Genomic DNA, 23,477 nt, shown 5'->3' on the forward strand with positions numbered 1-23,477 from the left:
CTCAACGCACCCCGGACTGACGCAAGGCATTGGGGGTGAACTCGCCTTCCACGGCTTTCACATCAAACTGATAGTTACGCTTTTCTTCGTTCTTCAGGCCCAGCACCAGGTACCGCCCGCTGACCATGTCGTTGAGGGTTTCGGCGGTGTAGAACGGCACCTGATGGTTGTAGTAGGACTGTTGATGGGCTTCAGCCACGCGCCACAGGACATTGCGACCGTCATAATGATCAATCACAGCGGCTTGCCAGGAGTCCTCGTCGATATAGAAATCACGCTTGGCGTAGACATGCCGCTGGCCGGATTTCAACGTCGCGACCACATGCCAGACCCGGTGCAGCTCATAGCGCGCCAGCTCCTGGTCGATATGGCCGGCCTTGGTGATATCGGCGTACTTGAGTTTGGGTGAGTCGAGTTTGTAGCTGTTGTAGGGGATGAACAGTTCCTGTTTGCCAACCAACTGCCAGTCGTAGCGATCCGGAGCGCCGTTGAACATGTCGTAGTTGTCGACCACCCGCTGCCCGTCGGTACTGCCGGCCGGGCCGTCATACGCCACCTGTGGTGCCCGTCGTACACGCCGTTGACCGGCGTTGTAGATCCAGGCCTGGCGCGGTTCCTTGACCTGGTCGAGGGTCTCGTGGACCAGCTCGACATTCCCCGCCAAACGGGCCGGCGCAGTGATGGTCTGCTTGTTGTAGAACAGCACATTACTCGGCTTGGCCGGATCGTAATCGGCCAGGCTTTCGCGCAGCACATACTGGTGGTCGAAGGTCACCGGGGTCCCCACACCTCGTACGTCCGGAACGATCTGCACCATCTGGCGCTTCATACTGTCGCCCCGGTAACGGGCAATGTGGTTCCAGATCACTTCCAGGCCGTCCTTGGGAATCGGAAAGGGAAATGCCTTGGTGAAATGCTCAAGACCGTTACCGCCCGCGACCAACCGGGTGTTCAGCGCGTTTTTGCGCGCCGCCTCGACAATCGCTGGCGGTACATTGGCGCTGCGGTGGGTGGGGTAGACATTCATCGTGTAGTCGGGATAACGCTTGAACATCGCCACTTGGCCTGGGGACAAGCGGCTTTTGTACTGATCGACGTTCTGCGCGGTAATGGTGAACAGCGCACGCTCGTTGGCAAACGGGTCGGCCAGGAACCCGGCGCTATCGACTGCGCCTGCATCCTTCGCCAGCCCACCCGTCCAGGCCGGGATCGAGCCGTCGGCGTTGCCGGCTCTTTCTGCCCCCAGCGGTGTCAGGGTGGTACCCAGCCGGGCCGCCTCTTCAGGTGAAACCGCGGCCATCGCCGAGGTACACAACAGCAGCGCCAACGTGCTGCCATATATAACGGGTGTCGAAAAATTCATCGAACTCAATCCTTTTTTATTTTGATTGGCAGGTTCAGAAGCTCACGCCCACACTCAGGGCCACGAAGTCGCGGTCGGTCGCGGTGTTGTAATCACCGCCAAAGAAATCGGTGTAAGACAGGCTCGCGGTGTAGGTATTTTTCAGATCCAAATCCAGGCCAAGGCTGATGGCCTTGCTGCCTTCGTTGAAGTTGGGGCCATAACCTTGCACGTCGTGGGACCAGGACAGGCTGGGCTTGAGATTCACCCCGGCAAACACGTTCTGATAGTCGAGGATGGCGCGCGCCCGGTATCCCCAGGAGTTGGCGGTGTAGAAGCCTTTGCCATTGCAGTTTTGCGGGTTGACCGGGTTGGCCATGGTTGGGCAATTGCGGTTGTCCGGCAGCTCGCCGTTACCGAAAATGCTGTCACGGCCAAAGCGCAGCGCGCTGCTGTTGAGGTCACTGAGGTGGTTGTAGCCGACCTCGGAAATCAGCGTCAGGCGCTCGGCAGCCCACAGCTGGTCGATAAAGTGGGTGAACGTGACCTGCGCCTGACTCACGGGCTTGCGCACATAGCCATGGAAATCTTCACCGGGCACCGGCCGCGCAAAACCGCTGGCAAAAATCGGGCTCCCCAGGTCCGCCGCCATCGAACCGGCCAGGGCGGAAATCGTCACATCGCTGCCATTGAGGGACAGCGGCATGTTCGGTCGATAGCTCAGCTCACCGGAAACAGCGGTGCCGCCAAGGGTGGTGGCAAAACTCAGGCCGTAGAGGCGGATGTCTTCGGGGTACTCGATGAAATACTCAGCGCTCGACGCTTGGGTACCGGGCTTGACCGCAAACGGGCTGTCTCCTACCCGGCCGCCAACAAAGGGCGCGCGGCTGTGATAGTTCAGGGCGTAAAGCCCAAACTCGGTATTGTTCAGTGCCTCGGCCTGCCACCGCAGCGCCACACCGAACTGGCCGCTGTCACGCGCATCGCGATCAGCCCCGCGCGTGAAGTGGTACTGGCCGCTGGGGTCCCAGGGCGGCGAAAAGCCCATGCGCGTGCTGCACCCATCGGCCATCACGTCTGAACCAAAAAAAGTGCCACAGTTATCGAGGACCGTCTGGTCCCACTCCAACTGATAGAAAACTTCAGCGGACACACTGTCGCTCAAGCCCTGGGATAAAAACAGCATGTTGACCGGGATCAGCCCTTCCTTGATCTCGGCGCCCGGGCGACGCAAAGCGGCGACATCGGTGGGGTTGATCACATTGATCCCGTTGCCGATAAACGTGCTCTCCCCCCAACTGACCACCTGCTTGCCCACCCGCGCGTTGCCCGGTTGGCCGTCGATGAAATAGTTGTGATAGATAAACGCATCAAGGATTTGCGCACCCGATGCCTTGGCCGCTTCCTTGCGGTTGCTGTCGCTGATAGGCAGAGAGCGGCGGCTTTCGTCCTTGAGCTCGAAGTCATACCAGTACTTGCCGCGCACGAACACGCCGCTGTCACCGTAGCTCAACTGCAGATCGTGCACGCCCTTGAAGATCTTCGAAAACGTCTCGCCTTTGCGAAAGTTCATGCGCCCATCATCGGCACTCTGGCTCGAAGCATGGCCGCCGTTCCAGGTGCCCACATAGGCCGAGTCTGCATTGCGTAGCGCCCAACTGCTGCCGATGGATAAAGAAGAGTCGAATTGCCCCTCGATTTCACCAACGTGAAAGCTGATGGCCTGGGCCTGGATGCTGGTACCGAGTGCGAGGACGGCGGTCAATGCACAGGGCCGCACTCGATCAAACTGAAAGTGGTTTGCCACAGAACTTCCCCATCGTTTTTTATTATTGAAGGCAGTACACGTGGCCTGCCGGGCGATGTTGGCGCTGGAGAATCTTCTGGGAGCGTGTTAAAGCTGTCCAATGCAAATATGAAGGATGATTAATGCAGTGGACGACTCAATTGATTTAAAGCGGGTTCGCCATCTGGTCTATCTGAGCGAGGAACTGCATTTTTCCCGCGCTGCGGCCCGAGCCCATCTTTCACAAACGGCTTTCAGTCGCAGTATTCAATCGCTGGAGGCTGATCTGGGCGTACGGTTGTTCGACCGGGACACGCGTTCAGTGACACTGACCGAGGCCGGGAAACAACTGATCGGGCGTGCCCATGAACTGCTCAGTTGTGCAAAAAAAATGCAGGCCCAGGCCAATGACCTGGCAGGTACCGAAGGCGGCGAATTGCGCTTTGGCGTGACGCCGATGGCCGCCAACCTCAACACCACAGACGTACTGGTCAAGCTGCGTAAAAGCATTCCCCGGCTGGTGCTCAGTGTTCAGGTAAATTTCTGGGAGCATCTGTCCCATCAACTGGAAACGGATCAATTGGAATTTGTCGTCGCCACACTGCGTGCCGACCAGGAGTTCGATCCACGCTTTTCCATCACCCACCTGCCGCCGCAAGCGGCATCGATTTTTTGCCGCCGCGATCACCCCCTGGCGCAACAGGACCGGCCGATCTCTCGGGAACAGATTCTGGAGTACCCATGGAGCGGCGTCACACCGTCAAGCGAGGCATCGCTATATGCCCTGTTTGACCTGAAACCCGGGACGCGGCTGCCATGGACCTTGAGCTCCAACGACCTGAACCTGTTACGCGAAACCACATTGACCAGCGACTCGCTGCTCTTGACCTGGTGTTCCTGGCTTGAGCAGGACCTGCGTGATGGGTTGCTGGTGGACCTTATGCCGTTCATCCAACCTGGCTGGCCGGCGGATCTGTTGACCATCAGAAACGCCATGGTGTGCCAGGCCGGGCGCACACTGTCACCAATTGCCCAGCAGGCGGTGGACTCGATCATTGCCAATGCGTGATCTGTAGGTGCCGGCGATGGGCATGAGGCCCCCAAGCCCGGCGCCATCACCGGTAAAATGGCTCTTACTGGACTAACGGTTTACCCAGCACCTTGCTGAACGCCTGGGCAGCGGGCTGCAGCCATCGCGCCTGCACCAATAGCGGAATCACGGCAGCACCCGGCTCCACCTGCCCGTCTACTTGCAACCGCTGTGGCTTGGCTTCGACCTTGAAATGATGCTCGCCAGCCAGTTGCAGATCCGCTAGCAACTGCACCCCATCCCGGCACTGCAACTCGATCCGGGTATTGCCCAGCTTGACCAGCCACGGGCTCAACAGCGCCAGCTCGTGCCCCAGCAATTCACCTTCGGCCCGAAGGCAACTCATGCCCGCGCCATTGACCTGCAATCGCCCTTCCCAACGTCCGTCCAGCACGAACATCGGCGCGGGCAAGGCGCTGACCGCACGCGGTGCCATCTGCGCCTGCCAGTTCCACGGCCAGCCATGGATCGACAGCTCCCAGATGCGCTGTTGAAAGCCCAGGTTCACTTGCGCCGCCCACGGCCGGATCTTCCAGTCCACCGGCGCCAGGGCTCCGACGCGTGCCGCACGGCCAGTCCACAGGCTGCCCGAAACGCTGCTGGGCTGCCAGCCGGTCGGCCATGGCAACTGGCGGGCAACGAAGGCGGCCGGCAGTTCCAGCAGCACGGTCAGGCTGAACACCCAAATACCCCAGAGGATGACCGCGCGACTCATGGCCGCGCCGCCACTTCCAGGCTGAAGGCATAACCCTGGCCGCCGCCCTGCTCCAGGCTCCACTGCACAGGTCGCCCACCCTGCTCTTGCACGGTCCGTAGCAGCAGCTGCAGGGCCTGGGGCCCCGGTAGCTCGCCCTGCAATTGCCAGCGGTCGCCCTGCTGTTCAACGCGGGTCAGTACCCATTGGCGCGACACGGCCAGGGCCTGCCACTGCTCGTTGGAGAACGCCGCTGGCGGCACCAGCGCGCCGGCCTGTTGCGCCAACGCCTGCCACTGGCGGGCATCCTGCCAGGCCGCTAGCAGCGGCCGTGTCAGCAGCACCAGCAACAACAGCCCGACGGTTGACCAGCCGGCCAACAGGCCATAGCGGCGCTTGGGTGGCAGTTGGTTGAAGTGGGCCAGGTACTCCAGCATCCGGGCTTTCATGGTTGTTCTCCCAGATCAAAACTCAGGTGCAGTTGACCGGCGACATGTTGCGCCTGGTCAGTCCATTGCGCGCCGGCAGCCTGGGCCATGGCCTGCCATTCGGCGGGCAGCGGCTGGGGGCCATTGCCGCGCAAGGCCAGGCGCCAACGACTGCCGTCAAACTCGATGCGCGACACCGACCAGCCCGGTTGCTGCTGCAACCAACCCGAGAGCGCCTGCTCCAGGGCCACGATTTTTTGTTGACGCACCTGCCATTCGGTCGCCTCGCCCTGCACCCGCGCCAGGGCCGTACGCGCCTGTTGCGGGTTGTTGGCCGGCCCGGCCAGCGCCCTGACCTGGGCTTTCCAAACATCAACCTGGCGCAGACTCTGCACCAGATACACCGCACTCCAACACGCCGCCAACGCCACGCAACCCAGCAGCAAGTGTCGTTGTACGCGGCTCACCCGTGGCGCTCGCGGCCCCCGTGTACGCGTCGGCCGCATACCCTCCAGCACACTGGGCAACTGCTCCAGGCGCGCCAGGCGCGACGGCCAGTCGCCCTCGAGCGTCTCGCCAGGCAGGTCGCGCCAAGCCTGGGGCAAGCGCTCACCCAATACCGGCGGCCACACCAACCATTGCCGGGAATGCGCCTTGAGGCAACGCAGCGATTCGCGCCGCCACTCCACCACCTGCCCAGGCTCTGCTGGCGGCAACAACTGCAACTCCGCCCAGCCATGGGTGATCTGCAGCCCAAGCGCGGCACACTCGGCCAGCCATTGCTGGACCTGCTCGCGTTGCATCACCAACAACTCAAGCTGCCCGGCCTCGCGGGACAGGCAGCTGACCAGCAACGCTTCGCCAGGCTGCTGCGCATACTCTTCAAACAACTGCGGCCACTCGTGGCGCTTGAGCCCCGGCGGCGCCGGCAGGCAGAAGTGACTGCAATCGAGCGCTGGAATAATCAAGGCACCCGGCAATTGCAGCAGCGCCGACGGTGGCGGCCAGGCGCCGCTTGCGCAAGCCCGGTGCGCGCTGTAATGCAACCACTGCCAACGGTCCTCGGCGGTGGCCGGTGGGCGCACCAGCAACCATTCCCGCGGTTTGCCCCGCAGACGCTCAAACATGCCTGCGCTCCGGCTCATGGCTGGGTATCGGGCAAGGCGAAAGTACAGACATAAGGGGCTCCATGGTGCTCGAACTCGATCCGCACGCCGCGATTGGGCTGGGCGGCAACAGTAGAAGGAAAGGCCAGCCAACGCGTGCCCTGGTAAAAACTGAACGTGGCGCGCTCGACCGGCGCCAGTGACTCCTTGAGTTGCCAGCGCGGCTTGTCGGCGGCGTACAGGTCGGCCGAGACCAGCAGGTTCAAGCGCTGCTGGCGCGCATCGAACAGCAGGCGCTGACGTTGCACGCGCGACGCACCCTCAGCCGGCGGCCAGGCGCCCAGGGCCACCCACTGCAATTGCCCAAGGCTCGGCTGCCACTCCAGCCACGCCAGGTCCAGGGGCAAGCGCTGCTCGTACAACTGGCGCAACACCAGGCCATCGAAGCGGCGCTCCAGGGCCATGCAGAACTCCAATACCTGGGGTTCGCTGCCGGGCTCGTCCAGGCGCTCACGCACCTTGACCCAGCCATTGACCAAGGCCGCCAGCAACACCCCGACCACCGCCGTAAGGGCCATGGCTACCAACAGTTCAATCAGGGTCAGGCCACGCTGCGCCGCCTTCATGGGCGCACCAGGAACAGGCTGAACTGACCCAGGGGCTGACGCTGCTGGGGATCGGCAAATAAGCTCAACTCACCCCGGCGCAAGCGGTTGACCCCGGTGTTGCCCAGGGTCAGTTGCCAGTAACAGGTGGCAGGCCCCTGACGCAGCTCGCCGCTCACCGCATTGATCTGCGGCCAGTACTGTTCCACGCCAAACCGCGTCTCCAGCTCCCGCGCGCACAAACTGCCCAGGCGATGTTGCGCGACCGCTTGATGGGTGGCGATGCGCTGGCGCAACAACTGGCTGACCATCACCGCCATCAACGCGGCAATCCCCAGGGCGACCATGACTTCAAGCAAGGTAAAGCCGCGCTGGCGCTTCATGGCAGGGTCGCGATATGCAAGGTGTTGTCCGCTTGCCATTGCCAACGCTGGCGGCCCTCGGCCCAGCGCCAGGTGAGTGACACCGGGCGGGCCAGCCCCGACGGGGTGAACATCACCTGGGGCTCGCGGCTCACCGGCCAGTCAGGTTGCAAGCCGGCCGGCCAGGGCGCGCCGCGCGAGGGTGCGACCTGCCACCCAGGCGCGCCCCGGCCCACCTGCCAGCGTACGAACTCCGGGCTGCGGCCATTCCAGCGCAAGCCCAGCAACTGCCCGGCATGCCGCGCCTGGGCCGCTTGGCTGCGCGCCTCGCTGGCCAGTTGGGCCAGGGCCTGGCGCATCGGCGCCTGGCCGGCGTCCAGGTAGGCCACGCCCAGGGCACTGAACAAGCCGACGATCAACAACACCACCAGCATTTCCAGGAGCGAAAACCCGCGACTGCGCTGCATGCCTAGAGGTCCCAGTTACCGATATCGGCGTCGGTGCCTTCGCCGCCTTCCTGGCCGTCGGCGCCCAGGGAAAACAGGTCCACCCGGCCATGCTGCCCCGGGGTGCGATAGCCATAGGCATTGCCCCACGGGTCCTCAGGCAGCCGGCGGATGTAGCCGTCGGCACGCCAACTGCGCGGTAAGGGCTCCAGGCTCGGCTTGCTGACCAGGGCCTGTAAACCCTGCTCCGAGGTGGGGAATCGCAAGTTGTCGAGGCGGTACATATCCAGCGCCTGCTCCAGGGTCGCCAGGTCGGCCAGGGCCTTCTGGCGCATGGCTTTGTCCTGGCTGCCGAGTACGCTGGGCGCAACCACCGCGATCAACAGGCCGATGATAAAAATCACCACCATGATTTCCATCAGGGTAAAGCCGCGCTCGCGACGCTTGACCGCACGATTGCCAGGCATGGCGTGCTTTTGCATTTCAAGTTCTCCGTTTTCAGGTTGTCTGTTCAAAGGCTCAGGCCCTGATTGAGCTGCATGATCGGCAGCAACACCGCCAGCACGATGAACAGCACCACCGCGCCCATCAGCAGAATCATCAGGGGTTCGAATAACGCCAGCAGCAGGTCGACCTGGCGCGCAAACCCACGCTCCTGGTTGTCGGCGACGCGCTCCAGCATGTCGGGCAAGGTGCCGCTGGCCTCGCCGCTGGCGACCATGTTCAGCAGCATTGGCGGGAAGTGCCCGCTGGCACTCAGGGCGCGGTACAGGGTCACGCCGCCTTCGACCTGCTCACGCACCGCCTCCAGGGCCTGGTGGATCTGCCGGTTGCCAACCGTGGCGGTGGCCACCTCCAGGGATTCGAGCAACGGCACGCCACTGCCGAGCAAAATCGCCAGGCTGCGTGAGACCCGTGCGCTTTCCAGCACCGACAACAGCACGCCGATACGCGGCAGGCGCAAGGCCAGGCTGTCGCGGCGCAAGCGCCATACCGCCTGGCGCAGCAACACCCGCGCGCCCAGCGCCAGCAACAAGCCCAGCCCCAGCAACCACGGGCCGAGCATCACCAGGCCCTCGCTGGCGCCGATCAGCACCCGGGTAATCAGCGGCAGGCTTTGCCCGGTGTGGCTGAACTGCTCGGTGAGCTTGGGCACCACAAAGGTCATCAGGCCGATCACCACCGCCAGCGACACCAGGATCAGCACCGCCGGGTAGATCAACGCCGTGCGCGCCTTGTGCCGTTGTTTCTGCACTTGCTCCAGGTGCTCGGCCAGGCGCTCCAGCACCGGCGCCAATTTGCCCGAGCGCTCGCCGGCCTCGACCAGTGCGCAATACAGCGTATTGAACTGCCCACCCTGGCGGCGCAGGCTCTGGGCCAGGCTCAAACCTTCGCCCAGGGCACCGCGCACCGCCACCAGCAGGTTGCGAATCGCCGGCTCCGCCAACTGGCGTTCCAGGGTGGCCAAGGCATCCACCAAGGGGATGCCGGCGCTCAACAACGTGGCCAACTGGCGGGTCAATTCGCACAGCTGCCCATGGTTCAACCGTTGCCCGCGCGGGCTCGACAGGCTTGCGCCCTGCACCTGCAACTCACGGGCAAACAGGCCCTGCTCACGCAGCAGTTGCCGGGCATGGCGCTCGCTTTCCGCCTGGATGCTGGCTTTGCGGCGATTGCCGCGCAGGTCCAGCGCCTGGTAGCGATAGGTCGGCATCAGTCGCGCACCGCACGCAGAACCTGCTCCAGGCTGGTTTCGCCACGGCGCAGGCATTCGGTGGCCATGGCGGTCAGGCTCTGGCGCTTGTCGGCGAGGTATTCGTGCATGGCCGCTTCGCTGGCGCCGTCGTACAACAGGCTGATCAAGCCGGCATCCAGGGTGATGAATTCATAGAGGCCGATCCGCCCGTGGTAACCACTGCCCTGGCAGTCGTCGCAGCCCTGGGGGTGAAAGCTGTGTTCCAGCAGGGCCAGCTCCGGCCACAACTGGCGCTCGGCGGCCAGCAACGGTGCCGGCGTTGCGCAATGGCACAAACGCCGCACCAGACGCTGGGCCATCACGCCCTTGAGGCTGGAGGCGATCAGGAACGGTTCGATGCCCATGTCCCGCAACCGCGTGACCGCGCCCACCGCGCTGTTGGTGTGCAGCGTCGACAGCACCAGGTGCCCGGTGAGGCTGGCTTGCACCGCGATCTGGGCGGTCTCCTGGTCGCGGATTTCGCCGAGCATGATCACGTCCGGGTCCTGGCGCAGGATCGCCCGCAGGCCGCTGGCGAAGGTCATGCCGGCGCGGGGGTTGATCGCGGTCTGGCCGATGCCGGTAATCGCGTACTCCACTGGGTCTTCGACGGTGAGGATATTGCACGAACCATCGTTCAGCGCATTCAGGCTGGCATACAGCGTGGTGGTCTTGCCCGAGCCGGTGGGCCCGGTGCTCAGCAAGATCCCGTTGGGCCGCGACAGGCAGGCGCGCAGGGCCTGTTCGACCTCTGCAGGCATGCCCAGGTTGTTCAGGTCCAGCAGGTTGGCCTGCTTGTCCAGCACACGCATTACCACACGTTCGCCGTGAATGCCGGGCAAGGTCGAAACCCGGATATCCACCTCGCGCCCGCCGGAGCGCAAGGTAATGCGCCCGTCCTGGGGCTGGCGTTTTTCGGCGATATCCAGGCGCGCCATGACCTTGATCCGCGACACCAGCATGGCCGACAAGGCCCGTGGCGGGCGCAGGATCTCGCGCAGATGGCCGTCCACCCGCAAGCGCACCACCAGGCTCTGTTCGAAGGTCTCGATATGGATATCCGAGGCCCGCAAACGCAGGCCTTCAGCGAACAGGCCATTGATCAGGCGGATCACCGGCGCTTCGTTGTCACTCTCCAGCAGGTCTTCGATCCGTGGCAGTTCGTTGATCAGGCTGTCGAGATCGACCTGCTCGCCGATGCCCTCGATCAACGCTGCCGTGGCCGACTCGCCGGCCTGGTACAACGCCCCCAGGCGCAGTTCGTATTGGGCCGGATCGAGGTGCTCGACCAGCGTCGGCAGGCCATGCACGCGCAGCACTTCCTGCAAGGCGTCGGTGTCGACATCCTCGCGCAAACACAAGGTCCAGCCTTGCGCGCCCGGCGCCCGCGCCAGGCCCGCCTGGCGTGCCAGTCTATAGGGCAACAACGTACTCACCACACGCCCTCGTCGAGACGCTCGCGGCTGGCCGGGAACAGGCGCAGCAAGGCGTTGTTATCGGAGATCGCGGGCAATGCCAGGTTCGAATTGACCTTTAGGTTGCGGTACTTCTCGCTGCTCAGTTGGGCCAGGGTTTCGCCGTCGCGCATGATCCGCGGGCGGATAAACACCATCAGGTTCTGCTTGGTGCGCTGGCTGGCGTTGGAGCGGAACAGCCGCCCTACCCCTGGGATATCGCCGAGCCACGGCACACGCTGGTCACTGTTCTTGGCCTCGTCGCCGATCAGCCCGCCCAGCACCACCAGGCCGTTGTCTTCGACCATGACCTTGGTCTTGATCTCGCGCTTGTTGGTGATCACATCGCTGGCGCCGGTACTCTCGGCAATCGACGAGACCTCTTGCACGATGTCCAGGCGCACGGTGTTGTCGATATTGATCTGCGGCTTGATCCGCAGCTTGATCCCCACTTCCTTGCGCTCGATGGTCTGGTAGGGGTTGGTGTTGTTCTGTGTCACCGAGCCCGTCACAAACGGTACTTCCTGGCCCACCAGGATCGACGCTTCGGCGTTGTCCAGGGTCAGCAGGGTCGGGGTCGAGAGCAGGTTGAAGCCACTTTCGCTTTTCAACGCATTGAGCAGCGCAAGGAAGTTCAGCCCGCCGCCATTGAGCTTGCCGAAGCCGGCGGTCGCCCCTGGCACATTGGCCAACAGCTTGCCCAGGCCTGCGGTGTCGCCGCTGCCAGCGGCCCCGGCCAGGCCAGCGATGCTCGTCCCACCATTGGTAAAGTTCACCGCGCCGCCGCCAAACGAATCGCCCAAAAACAGCCATTGCACCCCCAGTTCCTGGGCGCGGGTGTCGGAGACTTCGGCGATGATTGCTTCCACCACCACCTGGGCGCGGCGGATATCCAGTTGTTCGACGATGGTGCGGTAGGCGGCGATTTCGCTGTCCGGGCCGACCATCACCACGGCGTTGGTGCCCTCCTCCGATTCCATGCGAATGCCTGAGGCGCTGACCGCCATCTGCTTGGGCGCACCTTCGGTGGGCACGCCTTCGCCACCGGCGCCCGGGGTGTCCTGGCTCAAGCCGCGCAGCACCTTGACCACCTCAGCCGCATTGGCATGGCGCAGGTACATCACCACCGTGTTCGAAGGTCGCAAGGCAGTTTGTGGCTGGTCCAATTGCTTGAGCAACGCGCGCACCCGCTGGCGGCTGTCGGCACTGCCGCGTACCAGCAACGCGTTGCTGCGCGGGTCGGCAACCACCTGCGCGCCATCGGCGCCCTGCTCGCGGGCCAGCAGGCGGGTCATCAATTGTGCGGTGTCATTGGCGCTGGCATTGACCAGGGGCAGCACTTCCAGGGGCTCCTGGCTGACCTGGTCGAGTTGCTGCAACAGCGCATCGATACGGTCGAGGTTGCTGCGCCAGTCGGTGATCACCAGCAGGTTGGCCGACGGGTACGGGCTGATCACTCCCACCCGGGGGTCAATCAGCGGCTTGAGGATATTGAGCATCTGTTCACTGGCGGCGTTGCGCACACTGAATACCCGGGTGGCCATGCCATCGTTGGCTTGCACGGCCTGGCGTGCAGACTCCACCGGCACCGGCTCCAGGCGCGCGGCCTGGTCCGGCACGATTTTCACGCTGCCATTGGGCAGGTTGACCGCAGCAAAACCCTGGGCGCGCAACTGGGCGAGGAAGATGTCATAGATGGCCTCGCTACCAAGCATATCGAGGCTGCGCACCGTGACCTTGCCCTTGACCCGTGGGTCGATGATGAAGGTGGTGTTGGTGATGCGCGACACGCTGTCGATAAAGTCCGTGAGTTCGGTGTCGATGAAGTTCACTTCATACAAGGCCGGCGCGTCTTCGGCGTGGGCTGGAGTCACACTCAAGGCCAGGCACAATGCGCTCAGGCCCAGGCATTTATTGATCATGTGCATCGTCGATTCATTCCTTGCGCTTGAGGCCGATCACCGGTCGCTCAGTCGGCCATGGCAAGCGCTCGCGCTGCCCTTGATTGTCGAAAATCAGCCCCTGGTCATCAATGTCTTGCAGGACGATGCCGGGGGCCAGGCGCTGACCCAGGGTCAGCGTGCGTTCTTGTTGCTGATAGCGCAGGACCAGTACCGTGGCGCGCAACGGCGTGGCCTTGAGGCTGCCCAGGTAATCGACCTTGAGGGTGGTCAACGGCAGGTCGTCGCTGGGGGCCTGACGCGGTGTCCAGTGGTTGCTCAACAGGTCGGCGACCGGCGCCGCTGGCGGGTTTAGCGCGATCGGTTGCGCGATGCCGTGCCACAGTTGCAGCACACATTGCGCTGCCAGCCAGGCCAGGAGCGTTGCCAGCAGCAGGTTGCCCGCACGGTTCAACTGACCAGGCTCCGTGGATGCCATCCCGGATGCCCCTGCACGTAGCGCACTTCGGGCAATTGCAGCGGCGCCAGTTGCCAATCCGCCGGCTGCTCGCGCAACCAGCCTTCAAGGTGCTGCCACAGCGGTTGCCCGGCATCGGCGGCAAAGCCCAGGCCAAAGGTGCGGCAGGTGCCGACCGGCTCGGCAAACTCACTGACCCGCTTGCCGCCCGGGCTATAGGTGACCTGCCAGGGTTGGCCGAGCCAGCGTGGCAAGTCCTGGCTGTTATCCAATAGCAGTGGTTCGCCAAACAGCTGTTCGGCGCCGTTTTCCAGGACCTGGCGCACCTGCTGCGCCGGGACATCCACGACCGGCGCCGGGTAGCTGGCGCTCAGGCTGATCAAGTGTTCGCGGGTAATCATCTGGCCACGGGCCAAGGGGCTGTCGTAGCGCAGGCCCGGCAGCAGTACCGCGCTCTTGGGCTCGCGGGCCAGGGCCTGGTGCAACAGGCGATCCCAACTGCCGGCGCGTACATCGCGGCGCCAGAGGTTTTCCGGGGCCTTGGCCAAGGGTTGGTCGAGCCACGCCGCGTGGGCTGCGCGCTGTTGTTGCAGGCGTGGTTGCAGGCGCTGGGCGTGGGCCTGGGCGGGAGCGTCCAACGCACTGGCCTGGGCCGCAAAAAAGCGCGCATCAAAGCGCCATTGCCCGGCCTGGGCCTGGCAGCGGATACGGAAGGCGCCGCTGGCCCGGGTCCCGCCCAGCACCACCGGGACGCGCTTGCCGGAGCTTTGCAGGATTTCTACCGGCTGCGGCCACAGGTCCTGGCCACGGGCACACAACATCAAGTCCACCTGACTCAGGCGCTCGGCCAGCCAGAAGCCCGGGCCGGTACCGACATCGGCCAGGGCCACCACCAGGTCGGCTTCTTCGCGGGCCTGGGTGAGCACCGGTTGCAGGCTGTGCAACCACTCTTTCAAGGATCCTTGCTGGTCCCGCGCATAAGGGTCGGTAATGCCAACCACAGCGATGCGCACGCCGCCCCGGCGGAACACCTGCATGCCTGGGGTGGCCAGGCGTTGCGCGCTGGCGCTGGCCAGCCCGGCGCCCAGCACCGGGTGGCCGAATTGCTGGTACAGGCCCTGGCATTGTTCGGGCCATAGCACGCGCTCGTCGCTGCTGACTCGCACTTCGCTGCCGAGCAACTGGCTACCCTGGACCCCGGACAGGCCACGGGTCAGGTAGGCCAGGCCGCTGCCATTCCAGCACTGGCCGTTTTCCAGGGTCAGGCTATTCTCAGGCCCGGCTTCATCGCGCAGGCGTTGCAACACCGCGCCGAGTACCGCGTAGCCGCCGGTTTGCACACCGTCACTTAAGGAGGCATCCAGCAGGCCATCCAACTGGCTGCCATCGGCCTGGCGAAAACGCGCATTGGCCCCGGTAATCCAAGGTGCCTGGCCGATGCGCGTCGCCGGCCCCAGGCGTGTGGCGGGCACCACCGGGCGACCCGGCAGGCGTGCATCGAGGGTGTCAGCGATATACAACAGGTCGACCGGCTGGCTGTCCGCAGGCCCCGCCGCAGCCCCCCGGCTGGAGCAGCCGGCCAGCCACGGGGCACAGGCGCCCAGCGTCATCCATCCCAATACATCGCGCCGCACCATTGAAACCATTGATCTCTCACCCTGAGGCTAACTGCTTTAAGGGCGGCATAGTGGGGGTCAATTAATGACGGTTTAATGTCAGTTTTTTAACAGGAGTGAAATATGCAAATTTGCAACAAAAGGAAATAAAAAAATTAAACTTAAATACATTTTTAACAAAACCGACCGCGAATCATCACATTCGGCTCTTAGAGTTCGGGCTCCTTTCAAAAATCGTGATCTACAAAGGACCTGATGAAATGAGTCGAGAGACTGGCGACAACCAGAATCGCAACCTGAGCCTCAATGAGCCGATGGAATCGGTACTCACTGCCTACCTGAGCCGCCGCAGTGTGGTACGGGGCGGGCTCGGCGCCGCGATCGCCATGATTGCCGGTACCGGCCTGACGGGCTGTTTTGACAGCGGCGGTGGCTCGGACAACGACACCCCTACCCAGCCGCCAAAGCCGGCACTGAAACTGGGCTTCAACTCGATCCCCGGCTCCCTCACCGATGCCTGCACCGTGGCCGCCGGCTACACCGCCCACGTGCTGGCCCCTTGGGGTACACCGCTGAACAGCAACGCTGCCCCCTGGAAAAGCGACGGCAGCAACACCTCGACCGACCAGGCCAACGCGGTAGGCATGCACCACGACGGCATGCACTTCTTTCCAATCAATGGCAGCTCCACCGACGGCCTGCTTGCGATCAACCACGAATACATCGATGCACAAGCCCTGCACCCGGCGGGCCCGACCCTGGTCGGCGGTGTTCGTCCGGTCGAAGAAGTGCGCAAGGAAATCAACGCCCACGGTGCGGGTGTGATGCGCATCAGCAAGGTCAACGGCCGTTGGCAGGTGATGGAAAACGATCCATTGAACCGCCGCTTCACCACGGCTACGGTCATGGACCTGGCGGGGCCGATGAAAGGCACCGAGCACGTAAAAACCAAATTCTCGCCGACCGGCACCCAGACCCGCGGCACCAACAACAACTGTGGTAACGGCTATACCCCGTGGGGCACCTACCTCACCTGCGAAGAAAACTGGCCAGGGATTTTCGTCAATAAAAGTGGCGCCCGCCCGGCAGACCAGGTACGCATCGGCGTGGGCACCGGCAACGGCAACTATCGCTGGGAGAGCGTTGCCGGTGATCCAAGCGAGGTCAACGGTGAGTTCAGCCGCTTCGACGTGACCCCAAGCGGCGCCACCGCCACTGATGACTACCGCAACGAAGCCAGCACCTATGGCTACATCGTTGAGATCGACCCGTACAACGCTTCGACCCGCGCCGTGAAACGCACCGCCCTCGGCCGTTTCCGCCACGAAGGTTGCTGGCCGGGCCTGACCACCGCCGGCAAGCCAGTGGTGTTCTACAGCGGCGACGACTCGCAGAACGAGTACCTGTACAAATTCGTCTCCACCGCGCTGTGGGACCCGGCCGATGCCAACCCCAGTGATCGCCTGGCCACCGGCGCCAAGTACATGGACAGCGGCAAGCTCTACGTGGCGCGCTTCAATGCCGACGGCAGCGGCAACTGGTTGCTGCTCGACGTGGCCAGCCCGACCGTGGATGGCAGCACCCTGGGCGCGAAGTTCACCGACCTGCCGGGGATCATCCTCAACACCCGTGGCGCGGCCGACGCCGTGGGCGCCACGCCGATGGACCGCCCGGAGTGGACCTCGGTCAACCCGCTCAATGGCGACGTCTACCTGACGCTCACCAACAACACCAGCCGCACCGTGGCCAACGCCGCCAACCCGCGCGTCAAAAACAAGCACGGGCACATCATTCGCTGGCATGACGCGGACAACCAGGTGTCCTTCACCTGGGACATCTTTGTGTTTGGCGCCAACGCCGCAGGCGCCCCGGACATCAACCGCTCAGGCCTGACCACACTGAACCAGTTCGCCAGCCCGGATGGCATGACCTTCGACAGCCGTGGCGTAATGTGGATCCAGACCGACAACGGCGAAAAAACCCTGACCGACTACACCAACGACCAGATGCTGGTGGTGATCCCGACCAATATGGTCGATGCCCAGGGCAAGCAAGTGCCGGTCAATGCGCAGAACCAGGCCGACCTGCGCCGCTTCTTCGTCGGGCCTAACGGTTCTGAAGTGACGGGGGTGACCTTCACACCCGATAACAAGACGGTGTTCGTCAACATCCAACACCCGGACAACTGGCCGTCCACCGGTGTGGCTACCGACGTCACGGTCGGCACAGTCCGCCCTCGCGCCTCCACGGTTGTGATCCAGCGTGCTGACGGGGGTGAATTGGCGATCTGATTCAGCGGCAGGAGCCGGCCCGGCTCCTGCATCACGATCCTTGTGGGGGCTGTCGAGCTCCGGCGAGGCTGCGATGACGAGGTCATTGCCAGCATGGATGTTGGCTGATCTACCGCTATCGCAGCCTCGCCGGGGCTCGACAGCTCCCACATTTGCTTTGTGGTGATCTCAAAATCAACAGGTGGGATCTCGGGTTTGCGCCACACTGCACAGCAAATGTGGGGGCTTGCCTGCGATGGCGGTGGATCAGCCGCCAGAAACAGTGACTGGACTGCCGCTTTCGCGAGCAAGCCCGCTCCCACAGGGGATCTGCGCGGGGCAGAGAATGTTGGCACCACCACAAATCAAATGTGGGAGCTGGCTTGCCTGCGATGGCGGCAGGTCAGCCAATAGATTTATCGACTGATACACCGTCATCGCGGGCAAGCCCGCTCCCACACAAATCCGCTCCCATACGCGCTATAACGGCAAAGGCTCGCGCGAGCGCAGCAGCATGCCCTGCGCCGGCACCCGCGCATGCCACTTCACGACCCCCTGGGCCTCGACACGGTACTGGCTGCGAAAGCGCTGGCCATCCAGGTCTATGTCCAGGAGCAGCAGAAAGTGGTCACCGTTGAGCTGCAGGCCTTCGCTCAAGCGCTCGAACATCGCGTCGTCCATCGCCCCCAGGGCCTGGCGCAGTTCGCCCGCATCGCGATAGCCCCCCGCCGGCCGCGCGCTGACCAAGCGGGTCAGCACCGAACGCGACACCTCGCCCTCGTACAACGCATCCAGCAGCGGCAGCATTTCCAGGTTCAACGCATTGGCATTCAGGCGCCAGCCCGCCGTCTCGTCCAGGCTGCATAACTGCGGGTAACGCAACGCCCGCAGCGCGTCGGGCACCGCCAGCAGGTTCAGCTCGCTGATATCGCGCATGCGTTGATTGGCCGCCAGGCGCGGTGGCGACTGGCGCAAGTATTCGTTGCTTTCGGCACCTTGCAGGCGGGTCTGCTGGTCGGCGTCGAGCCAGTCGGCCAGGGTCTGGGCCAGGCGTTCGGCGGCCATGTCCGCCCCCAGCAGATGCACCAACTGGCGCTGGGCACGTTCGGCTTCGGGGCCGATCAGCGCGTTGACGTTGAAGCAGGTGTGCAGGTCGCGAATCTGGATGCTCGCCTTGCCCCCCTTGAAGTCATAAGCCAACGGCTGCCCGCGCATGGCCTGCCAGAACAACGGGCTGGCGCGCCACAGCGGGTCTTGCAGGGCCTGTTCGGTAAAGGCCAGCGCCGCCCGTTCGATCGCGCGGGCCTGCACCCGCTGTTGCACCAGGCGCACGCTGTCGACCTGCTGGCGCCCCTGCTCGACCATCCAGGCCATGCCCCCCGCCAGCATCGCCAGGGCCACCAGCACCATCAACAACGCCGCCCCCTGCTGCCGTTTCTTGTCCATTGCCACGCCACCTTTTATGGAGATCCTGGCGACAGTCAACACAGTGGATGTTTCAACCAAGTGGCAGACTCACACAATTCCCGCAAAACCGTCACCGCGCCGTCATAAAGCCTCGGCAAACTGCGCCTTCATATTTCAAATCAATGGCTTGGAGTGGCGTTATGGGCGGTATAGGGATTTGGCAACTGGTCATCGTGCTGCTGATCGTGGTGATGCTGTTCGGCACCCGGCGCCTCAAGGGCCTGGGCAGTGATGTGGGTGAGGCCATCAAGGGCTTTCGCTCCTCCATGGGCAACGAACCCGGCGCCCAGGCGGCAGAAAAGACCAGCCTTGAGGTGCAAGCCGAACCTCAGCGACCTGCCGACAGCAAACTCTGATGTTCGATATCGGTTTTAGCGAACTGCTGCTGGTGGGCCTGGTGGCGCTGCTGGTGCTGGGCCCCGAGCGCCTGCCGATTGCCGCGCGCAATGCCGGGCTGTGGCTGGGCCGGGCCAAGCGGGCGATGAATACGCTCAAGGCCCAGGTCACCCAGGAACTGGACCACGAACACCTGTTGCAGAGCATCGACCAGCAACCCTTGCGGCAACTGGAGCAGCAACTGCGCGACGGCATCCGCCTGGACGCCCCGCTGCCAGAAACCGCCACTCCCAAAGGACCACCTGCCCCATGAGCGACCTGCCCTTGCCTGCTCCGCGCCTGTCGGTGACCGGCCACCTGACCCGGTTGCGCTCACGCCTGGTGCGCTGCGTCCTGGCGATCCTCCTGGTGTTTTGCGCGCTGTTCCCCTTTGCCCAGCAGCTCTACAGCTTCGTCTCGCAACCGTTGCGCGATTTCTTGCCCAGCGGCGCAACCATGATCGCCACCGGGGTGACGTCACCCTTCCTGGCGCCGCTCAAGCTGACCATGATGATTGCCCTGTTTATCAGCATGCCGCTGTTGCTGCACCAGGCCTGGGGCATGATCGCACCGGCGGTGTATCGCCAGGAACGCCGCACCGCCGCCTGGTTGCTGGCCGCCAGCGTGGTGCTGTTTTACCTGGGCATGGCGTTCGCGTTTTTCCTGGTGTTCCCGATGATGTTCGGCTTCTTTACCAGCGTGACCCCGGACGGCGTGGCGATGATGACTGATATCGCCCTGTACCTGGATTTCATCCTCGCACTGTTGCTGGCGTTCGGCCTGGCGTTTGAAATTCCGGTGGCCACCTTCCTGGTGATCTGGGCCGGTATCACCGATGTGCAGACCCTGCAAAAGAGCCGGCCGTATGTGATCGTCGGCTGCTTTGTGGTGGGCATGCTACTGACCCCGCCGGATGTGTTTTCGCAGACCATGCTGGCGGTGCCGATGTGGATTCTGTTTGAGCTGGGGCTGCTGGCCAGTCGGTCCGTGAACAAGCCGCGTACCGAGGCGCCGTAGAGCGCCTTACGGCTCAGGGGAAGGCCGCAGCAACGAGGTGCTGCGCCCGCCTTGCTTGAGCAGGGATGGATTGATCCCGAATTGTTTGCGAAATGCCGTGGCAAAGTGGCTGGCGTTGGCATAGCCCAGGTCTGAGGCCACGCGCATCACCGACTCATCACCCTCCAGCAAGCGACTGCGAGCCTGGGTCATGCGTGCTTGCTGGAACACCCCATACACACTGTTGAGGAACAACTGGCGGAACCCGCGTGTCAGCTTGGGCTGGCTCATTCCGGATTCGCGGGCCAGTTCAGACAGGCTGGGCGCTTTGCCCAGGTCAAGCAGCAAGCGCTCGCGGGCGCGCAGCAGGCGTTGACGATCAAGGGCGCTCAGGCGACAGGCGCAGTCCACGCTGCGCCGCGCTTCCAGAAACAGGCTGACCAAAGTCACGCTCTGGCCGTACAGCCACAAGCGGCTGCGAGGCTGGCCAGGCGCGTACTCCAGGGCATTGGATAACTGGTGGGCAGTGGCAGTCATTTCGCCGCTACGGTGGCCGTCAAGAAAGCAATGGTCACAGGCCAGCGCGCTGTACAGGCTCGAATCGATCTCCAGGTCCCACTGGGTCAACAGGTCGGGATGAATCATCACCGTGATGTTGTCGATTTCGCCCTGCTGCTGATAGAGGCCGTCGCGGCAACGACCGTAACTGATGCTGCCGCAACCCTGGTCAACGACATAGCGTCGCTGACGCCTACCATCGCGGAAGCTGCAGGAAGCCTTGCCCTTGAGCAGGTTGGTAAAGCTGAAGTGGATGCGCTCGCTATCGTCGTGCAGGGGCATTTCTACCGGCTGCTCGAAGGTGCTTTGCCAGCGCACGATATCCAGCCCGCCCTGCAGGGTCACGCGGGTGACCCGGCACTGGTTGCCGGGCCCGAAGTCGCCCCCGTAACCGTCGGCAATAATCCGCGAGACCGGCATGAACGCCCGTGCCTCTTCCTCAGTGGCTGACATCTTGGATCTCCTTGCTGACCGGATACGGCTCGAATCAGACCACATCGGGGTAGAGGCGCGCAATTGATAATCACTAGCATCTGATGCGCTGCAGTTGCTCCCTTAGCCGCCGTCGCCCGCCGCGACGCGCATTGCCCGAAACCTCAGTCAAGGCCCCATCATGTCTGCACCCAGCCCATCGACGACCAGCCGTGGATCACCGTACATTCGTTATACCATAACAACTCTTATAGGTTGCACACTCACTCATTCGACCTTGGCCGACACGGTCAGCCAAACCGTGCAGTTGCCGGCTTCGACCGTCACCGCGCGCATGGAGCAAGAGGATCCCAAGGAAGTACCGATCAGCCTCAGCGTAATCAGCGGCGAACAGTTGCGCACCCAGCGCCTCGATACCTTGGAGAGCGCTCTGCGCAACACGTCCGGGGTCAGCGTCAACTCCTCCGGCGGGCCCAATGATTTCAATGTGCTGATCCGTGGCGTGGGCTCGCTGTACCAGATGTCAATGGATGACAGCTCAGTGGCGTTCAATATCGATGGTGTGCCAGTTTCATCACGCAGCCTGGGTTTTGAAACCCTGGATGTGGACCGCATCGAAGTCCTCAAGGGGCCCCAGGGCACCTTGTCCGGAGCGATTGGCCAAGCCGGCGCGGTGAATATCACCACACGCCAACCGACTCGCGAATTGGAAGGTTATGTGCGTGGCGAAGTCGGCCAGCAAGGCCAGTTCCTCACCGAAGGCGCGGTGGGCGGGCCGCTTACCGACAACCTCAGCGGCCGCCTGGCGGTGCGCCGGGCTGGGTACGACAGTTGGATCGACAACGACCAGACCCATCAACCCCAGACCAAACCCCGCAACGAAGCGTACCGGGGCAGCCTGCTGTGGGATATCAACGACGACACCCGCGCGCTGTTCAGCGCCGAGCGCCAGAAGACCAAGCGCGCCACCAATTCCCTGGTGCTGCGCCCATACGGCAGCGACCCGAGCCTGGACCTCACTCCCGGCCTGTTCGACGACAACTACAAGACCACCGAACGTTATACGATCAAGGTCGAACATGACCTCGCCAACAGCCGCCTGACCTCAACCAGCGCCACCTCCACCGCCGACTTCGAAGGGCTGATCGCCTATGACAGCAAGCTGATGGGCGCGCTCTATGGCACCCCCAGCGAGTTTTGGGTGGTGGACAAATCCTTTGAGCGCTCCTGGAGCCAGGACGTGCACCTGAGCTCCCTGCCGGGCGTCGAGGTGTTCTGGGTCACAGGGCTGGCCGCCGCGCGCAACGAGCGCACCTACGACACCCCGCGCAATACCTACGGCACCTCGGGCGCCAAGTTTCGCGACTTCACCACGACCACCTATGCCGGCTACGGCGAAGTCACTTTCCCCTTGACCGAGCAGTTGAAACTGACCACCGGCTATCGTCACTCCTGGGACCGCAAGACCTATGACGGCGAGTATTTCTCTGGAAATGCTTCAGTCAATGACTCACGCAAACTCACGGACAACTACGGCACCGGTCGCGCCGCCCTGAGCTATGCGCTTACCCCGCAAACCAACGTGTATGTGCAATTAGCGCGAGGCTATAAATCCGGCGGTTTCAATGATTACGCGTCACAGGTCAGCGACAGCGAACCCTACAAGGCGGCTGTCAGCAAGGCAGCCGAACTGGGCTTCAAAAGTCAAACCGATGACCATCGGGGCAGCCTCAACGGCGCGTTGTTCTTCACTCGCGTACACGACGACCATCTGCTGGGGTACGACGCCGCAACCTTCGCCACCAATGCCTTCAATGCCGACACCCGTAGCCGTGGCGCCGAACTGGAAGGCAGCTGGCGCTTCGACTACGGCTTGACCGTGGCCGCCAGTGCCACCTACCTCGACGCGAAAATCACCAGTGCTGTGAATGGCATTCAGGCCGGTGACGTCGCCGCCGGCAACCGGACCCCGGATATACCCCGCTGGAGTGGCAACTTCAACGTCGCCTGGGAGCACCCATTGGGCAATTTCGCTGGCCTGGGTGACACCACCCTCAACACCAGCCTCAACTACCACCTGGTGGGCGAACGGGCGGCCGATCCGCAGAACCATTTCAACCTGGATAACTACGAGAAACTCGACCTGCGCGCCGGTCTGCAAAGCAAGTTCGGCGAGGTATATGCCTATGCCGACAATCTGCTGAACCAGACCTACGACACCTATGGTTTCTACAGCGACCCAGTGGCCTACGGCGCACCCGCGCGCCGTCGTACCCTGGGCGTCGGCTACACCTATCAGTTCTGATCAATCCCCTTGTAGGAGCGGGCTTGCCAGCGAAGACGGCAGGTCAGCCAAC

Annotated in this window: 22 protein-coding genes; 6 read left to right on the top strand and 16 right to left on the bottom strand. The window is 63.3% G+C overall.

Annotated elements, in window-relative coordinates:
* Position 1: 1 nt before the first annotated feature.
* Together HU773_RS15445 and HU773_RS15450 are read right to left on the bottom strand one after the other, a co-directional pair.
* Positions 2-1,363, bottom strand: a complete 1,362-nt coding sequence (locus HU773_RS15445; RefSeq protein WP_057959305.1) for a DUF1329 domain-containing protein — start codon at positions 1,361-1,363, stop codon at positions 2-4.
* 34 nt (positions 1,364-1,397) lie between these two features.
* Positions 1,398-3,149, bottom strand: coding sequence for a DUF1302 domain-containing protein (locus HU773_RS15450; protein WP_186625208.1), 1,752 nt, complete (start codon positions 3,147-3,149; stop codon positions 1,398-1,400).
* A gap of 127 nt (positions 3,150-3,276) precedes the next feature.
* Between HU773_RS15450 and HU773_RS15455 the strand changes: the two genes are divergently transcribed.
* Positions 3,277-4,197, top strand: a complete 921-nt coding sequence (locus tag HU773_RS15455; RefSeq protein ID WP_057959324.1) for a LysR family transcriptional regulator — start codon at positions 3,277-3,279, stop codon at positions 4,195-4,197.
* A gap of 64 nt (positions 4,198-4,261) precedes the next feature.
* On the opposite strand, the gene gspN is transcribed toward HU773_RS15455, so the two are convergent.
* The 12 genes from gspN to HU773_RS15515 are packed head-to-tail and all read right to left on the bottom strand — an operon-like array spanning position 4,262 to position 15,052.
* A complete protein-coding gene (gene gspN, locus HU773_RS15460; RefSeq protein WP_186625210.1) occupies positions 4,262-4,933 on the bottom strand; it encodes a type II secretion system protein N in 672 nt (223 codons plus the stop codon).
* A complete protein-coding gene (gspM, locus tag HU773_RS15465; RefSeq protein ID WP_115128383.1) occupies positions 4,930-5,361 on the bottom strand; it encodes a type II secretion system protein GspM in 432 nt (143 codons plus the stop codon). The genes gspN and gspM overlap by 4 nt, the downstream gene beginning before the upstream one ends.
* Entirely contained in the window at positions 5,358-6,467 is a 1,110-nt protein-coding gene (locus tag HU773_RS15470; protein ID WP_186625212.1) for a GspL/Epsl periplasmic domain-containing protein, read from the bottom strand. Before HU773_RS15470 ends, gspM begins: the two co-directional genes overlap by 4 nt.
* Positions 6,468-6,481: 14 nt before the next feature.
* Positions 6,482-7,072 carry a prepilin-type N-terminal cleavage/methylation domain-containing protein gene (locus tag HU773_RS15475; protein WP_057440954.1) on the bottom strand — a complete coding sequence of 197 codons (591 nt, stop codon included), beginning with the start codon at positions 7,070-7,072 and terminating at the stop codon, positions 6,482-6,484.
* Complete coding sequence (locus tag HU773_RS15480; RefSeq protein WP_057440952.1) at positions 7,069-7,434, bottom strand: type II secretion system protein; 366 nt, start codon at positions 7,432-7,434, stop codon at positions 7,069-7,071. Before HU773_RS15480 ends, HU773_RS15475 begins: the two co-directional genes overlap by 4 nt.
* The gene (gene gspH / locus HU773_RS15485; RefSeq protein ID WP_169989783.1) at positions 7,431-7,880 is read right to left on the bottom strand and encodes a type II secretion system minor pseudopilin GspH; all 450 of its coding nucleotides are present in this window, start codon (positions 7,878-7,880) and stop codon (positions 7,431-7,433) included. The genes HU773_RS15480 and gspH overlap by 4 nt, the downstream gene beginning before the upstream one ends.
* A gap of 2 nt (positions 7,881-7,882) precedes the next feature.
* Entirely contained in the window at positions 7,883-8,341 is a 459-nt protein-coding gene (gene gspG / locus HU773_RS15490; RefSeq protein WP_269835616.1) for a type II secretion system major pseudopilin GspG, read from the bottom strand.
* 29 nt (positions 8,342-8,370) lie between these two features.
* Complete coding sequence (gene gspF / locus HU773_RS15495; protein ID WP_120733348.1) at positions 8,371-9,573, bottom strand: type II secretion system inner membrane protein GspF; 1,203 nt, start codon at positions 9,571-9,573, stop codon at positions 8,371-8,373.
* Positions 9,573-11,021, bottom strand: coding sequence for a GspE/PulE family protein (locus HU773_RS15500; RefSeq protein ID WP_081044222.1), 1,449 nt, complete (start codon positions 11,019-11,021; stop codon positions 9,573-9,575). The genes gspF and HU773_RS15500 overlap by 1 nt, the downstream gene beginning before the upstream one ends.
* A 5-nt stretch (positions 11,022-11,026) precedes the next feature.
* Positions 11,027-12,976, bottom strand: coding sequence for a type II secretion system secretin GspD (gene gspD / locus HU773_RS15505; protein WP_120733350.1), 1,950 nt, complete (start codon positions 12,974-12,976; stop codon positions 11,027-11,029).
* Between the two features lie 7 nt (positions 12,977-12,983).
* Positions 12,984-13,403: a general secretion pathway protein GspB gene (locus HU773_RS15510; RefSeq protein ID WP_225923791.1), complete on the bottom strand. Its 420-nt coding sequence runs from the start codon at positions 13,401-13,403 to the stop codon at positions 12,984-12,986.
* Positions 13,400-15,052 carry a bifunctional UDP-sugar hydrolase/5'-nucleotidase gene (locus HU773_RS15515; protein WP_115128388.1) on the bottom strand — a complete coding sequence of 551 codons (1,653 nt, stop codon included), beginning with the start codon at positions 15,050-15,052 and terminating at the stop codon, positions 13,400-13,402. Before HU773_RS15515 ends, HU773_RS15510 begins: the two co-directional genes overlap by 4 nt.
* Positions 15,053-15,282: 230 nt before the next feature.
* Between HU773_RS15515 and HU773_RS15520 the strand changes: the two genes are divergently transcribed.
* The gene (locus tag HU773_RS15520) at positions 15,283-17,313 is read left to right on the top strand and encodes a PhoX family protein (protein WP_186625214.1); all 2,031 of its coding nucleotides are present in this window, start codon (positions 15,283-15,285) and stop codon (positions 17,311-17,313) included.
* A 459-nt stretch (positions 17,314-17,772) separates the two neighbouring features.
* Here the strand turns inward: HU773_RS15520 and gspK are convergent, their stop codons facing one another.
* Positions 17,773-18,738, bottom strand: a complete 966-nt coding sequence (gene gspK, locus HU773_RS15525; RefSeq protein ID WP_057440944.1) for a type II secretion system minor pseudopilin GspK — start codon at positions 18,736-18,738, stop codon at positions 17,773-17,775.
* 161 nt (positions 18,739-18,899) lie between these two features.
* On the opposite strand from gspK, the gene tatA reads away from it, so the two are divergent.
* Genes tatA through tatC form a run of 3 tightly spaced genes read left to right on the top strand, consistent with a single transcriptional unit; the run spans position 18,900 to position 20,151 of the window.
* The gene (gene tatA / locus HU773_RS15530; RefSeq protein ID WP_115128392.1) at positions 18,900-19,115 is read left to right on the top strand and encodes a twin-arginine translocase TatA/TatE family subunit; all 216 of its coding nucleotides are present in this window, start codon (positions 18,900-18,902) and stop codon (positions 19,113-19,115) included.
* Positions 19,115-19,408, top strand: coding sequence for a Sec-independent protein translocase protein TatB (tatB, locus tag HU773_RS15535; RefSeq protein WP_057440939.1), 294 nt, complete (start codon positions 19,115-19,117; stop codon positions 19,406-19,408). Before tatA ends, tatB begins: the two co-directional genes overlap by 1 nt.
* A complete protein-coding gene (gene tatC, locus HU773_RS15540; RefSeq protein WP_169989780.1) occupies positions 19,405-20,151 on the top strand; it encodes a twin-arginine translocase subunit TatC in 747 nt (248 codons plus the stop codon). The genes tatB and tatC overlap by 4 nt, the downstream gene beginning before the upstream one ends.
* Before the next feature lie 6 nt (positions 20,152-20,157).
* On the opposite strand, the gene HU773_RS15545 is transcribed toward tatC, so the two are convergent.
* The gene (locus HU773_RS15545) at positions 20,158-21,141 is read right to left on the bottom strand and encodes a helix-turn-helix transcriptional regulator (RefSeq protein WP_169989779.1); all 984 of its coding nucleotides are present in this window, start codon (positions 21,139-21,141) and stop codon (positions 20,158-20,160) included.
* Between the two features lie 256 nt (positions 21,142-21,397).
* Here HU773_RS15545 and HU773_RS15550 point away from each other — a divergent pair, with 256 nt between their 5' ends.
* The gene (locus HU773_RS15550; protein WP_178118069.1) at positions 21,398-23,425 is read left to right on the top strand and encodes a TonB-dependent receptor; all 2,028 of its coding nucleotides are present in this window, start codon (positions 21,398-21,400) and stop codon (positions 23,423-23,425) included.
* The last annotated feature ends 52 nt before the right edge of the window (positions 23,426-23,477 follow it).

Source organism: Pseudomonas shahriarae (assembly GCF_014268455.2).
In the GTDB taxonomy this organism is placed as follows: domain Bacteria; phylum Pseudomonadota; class Gammaproteobacteria; order Pseudomonadales; family Pseudomonadaceae; genus Aquipseudomonas; species Aquipseudomonas shahriarae.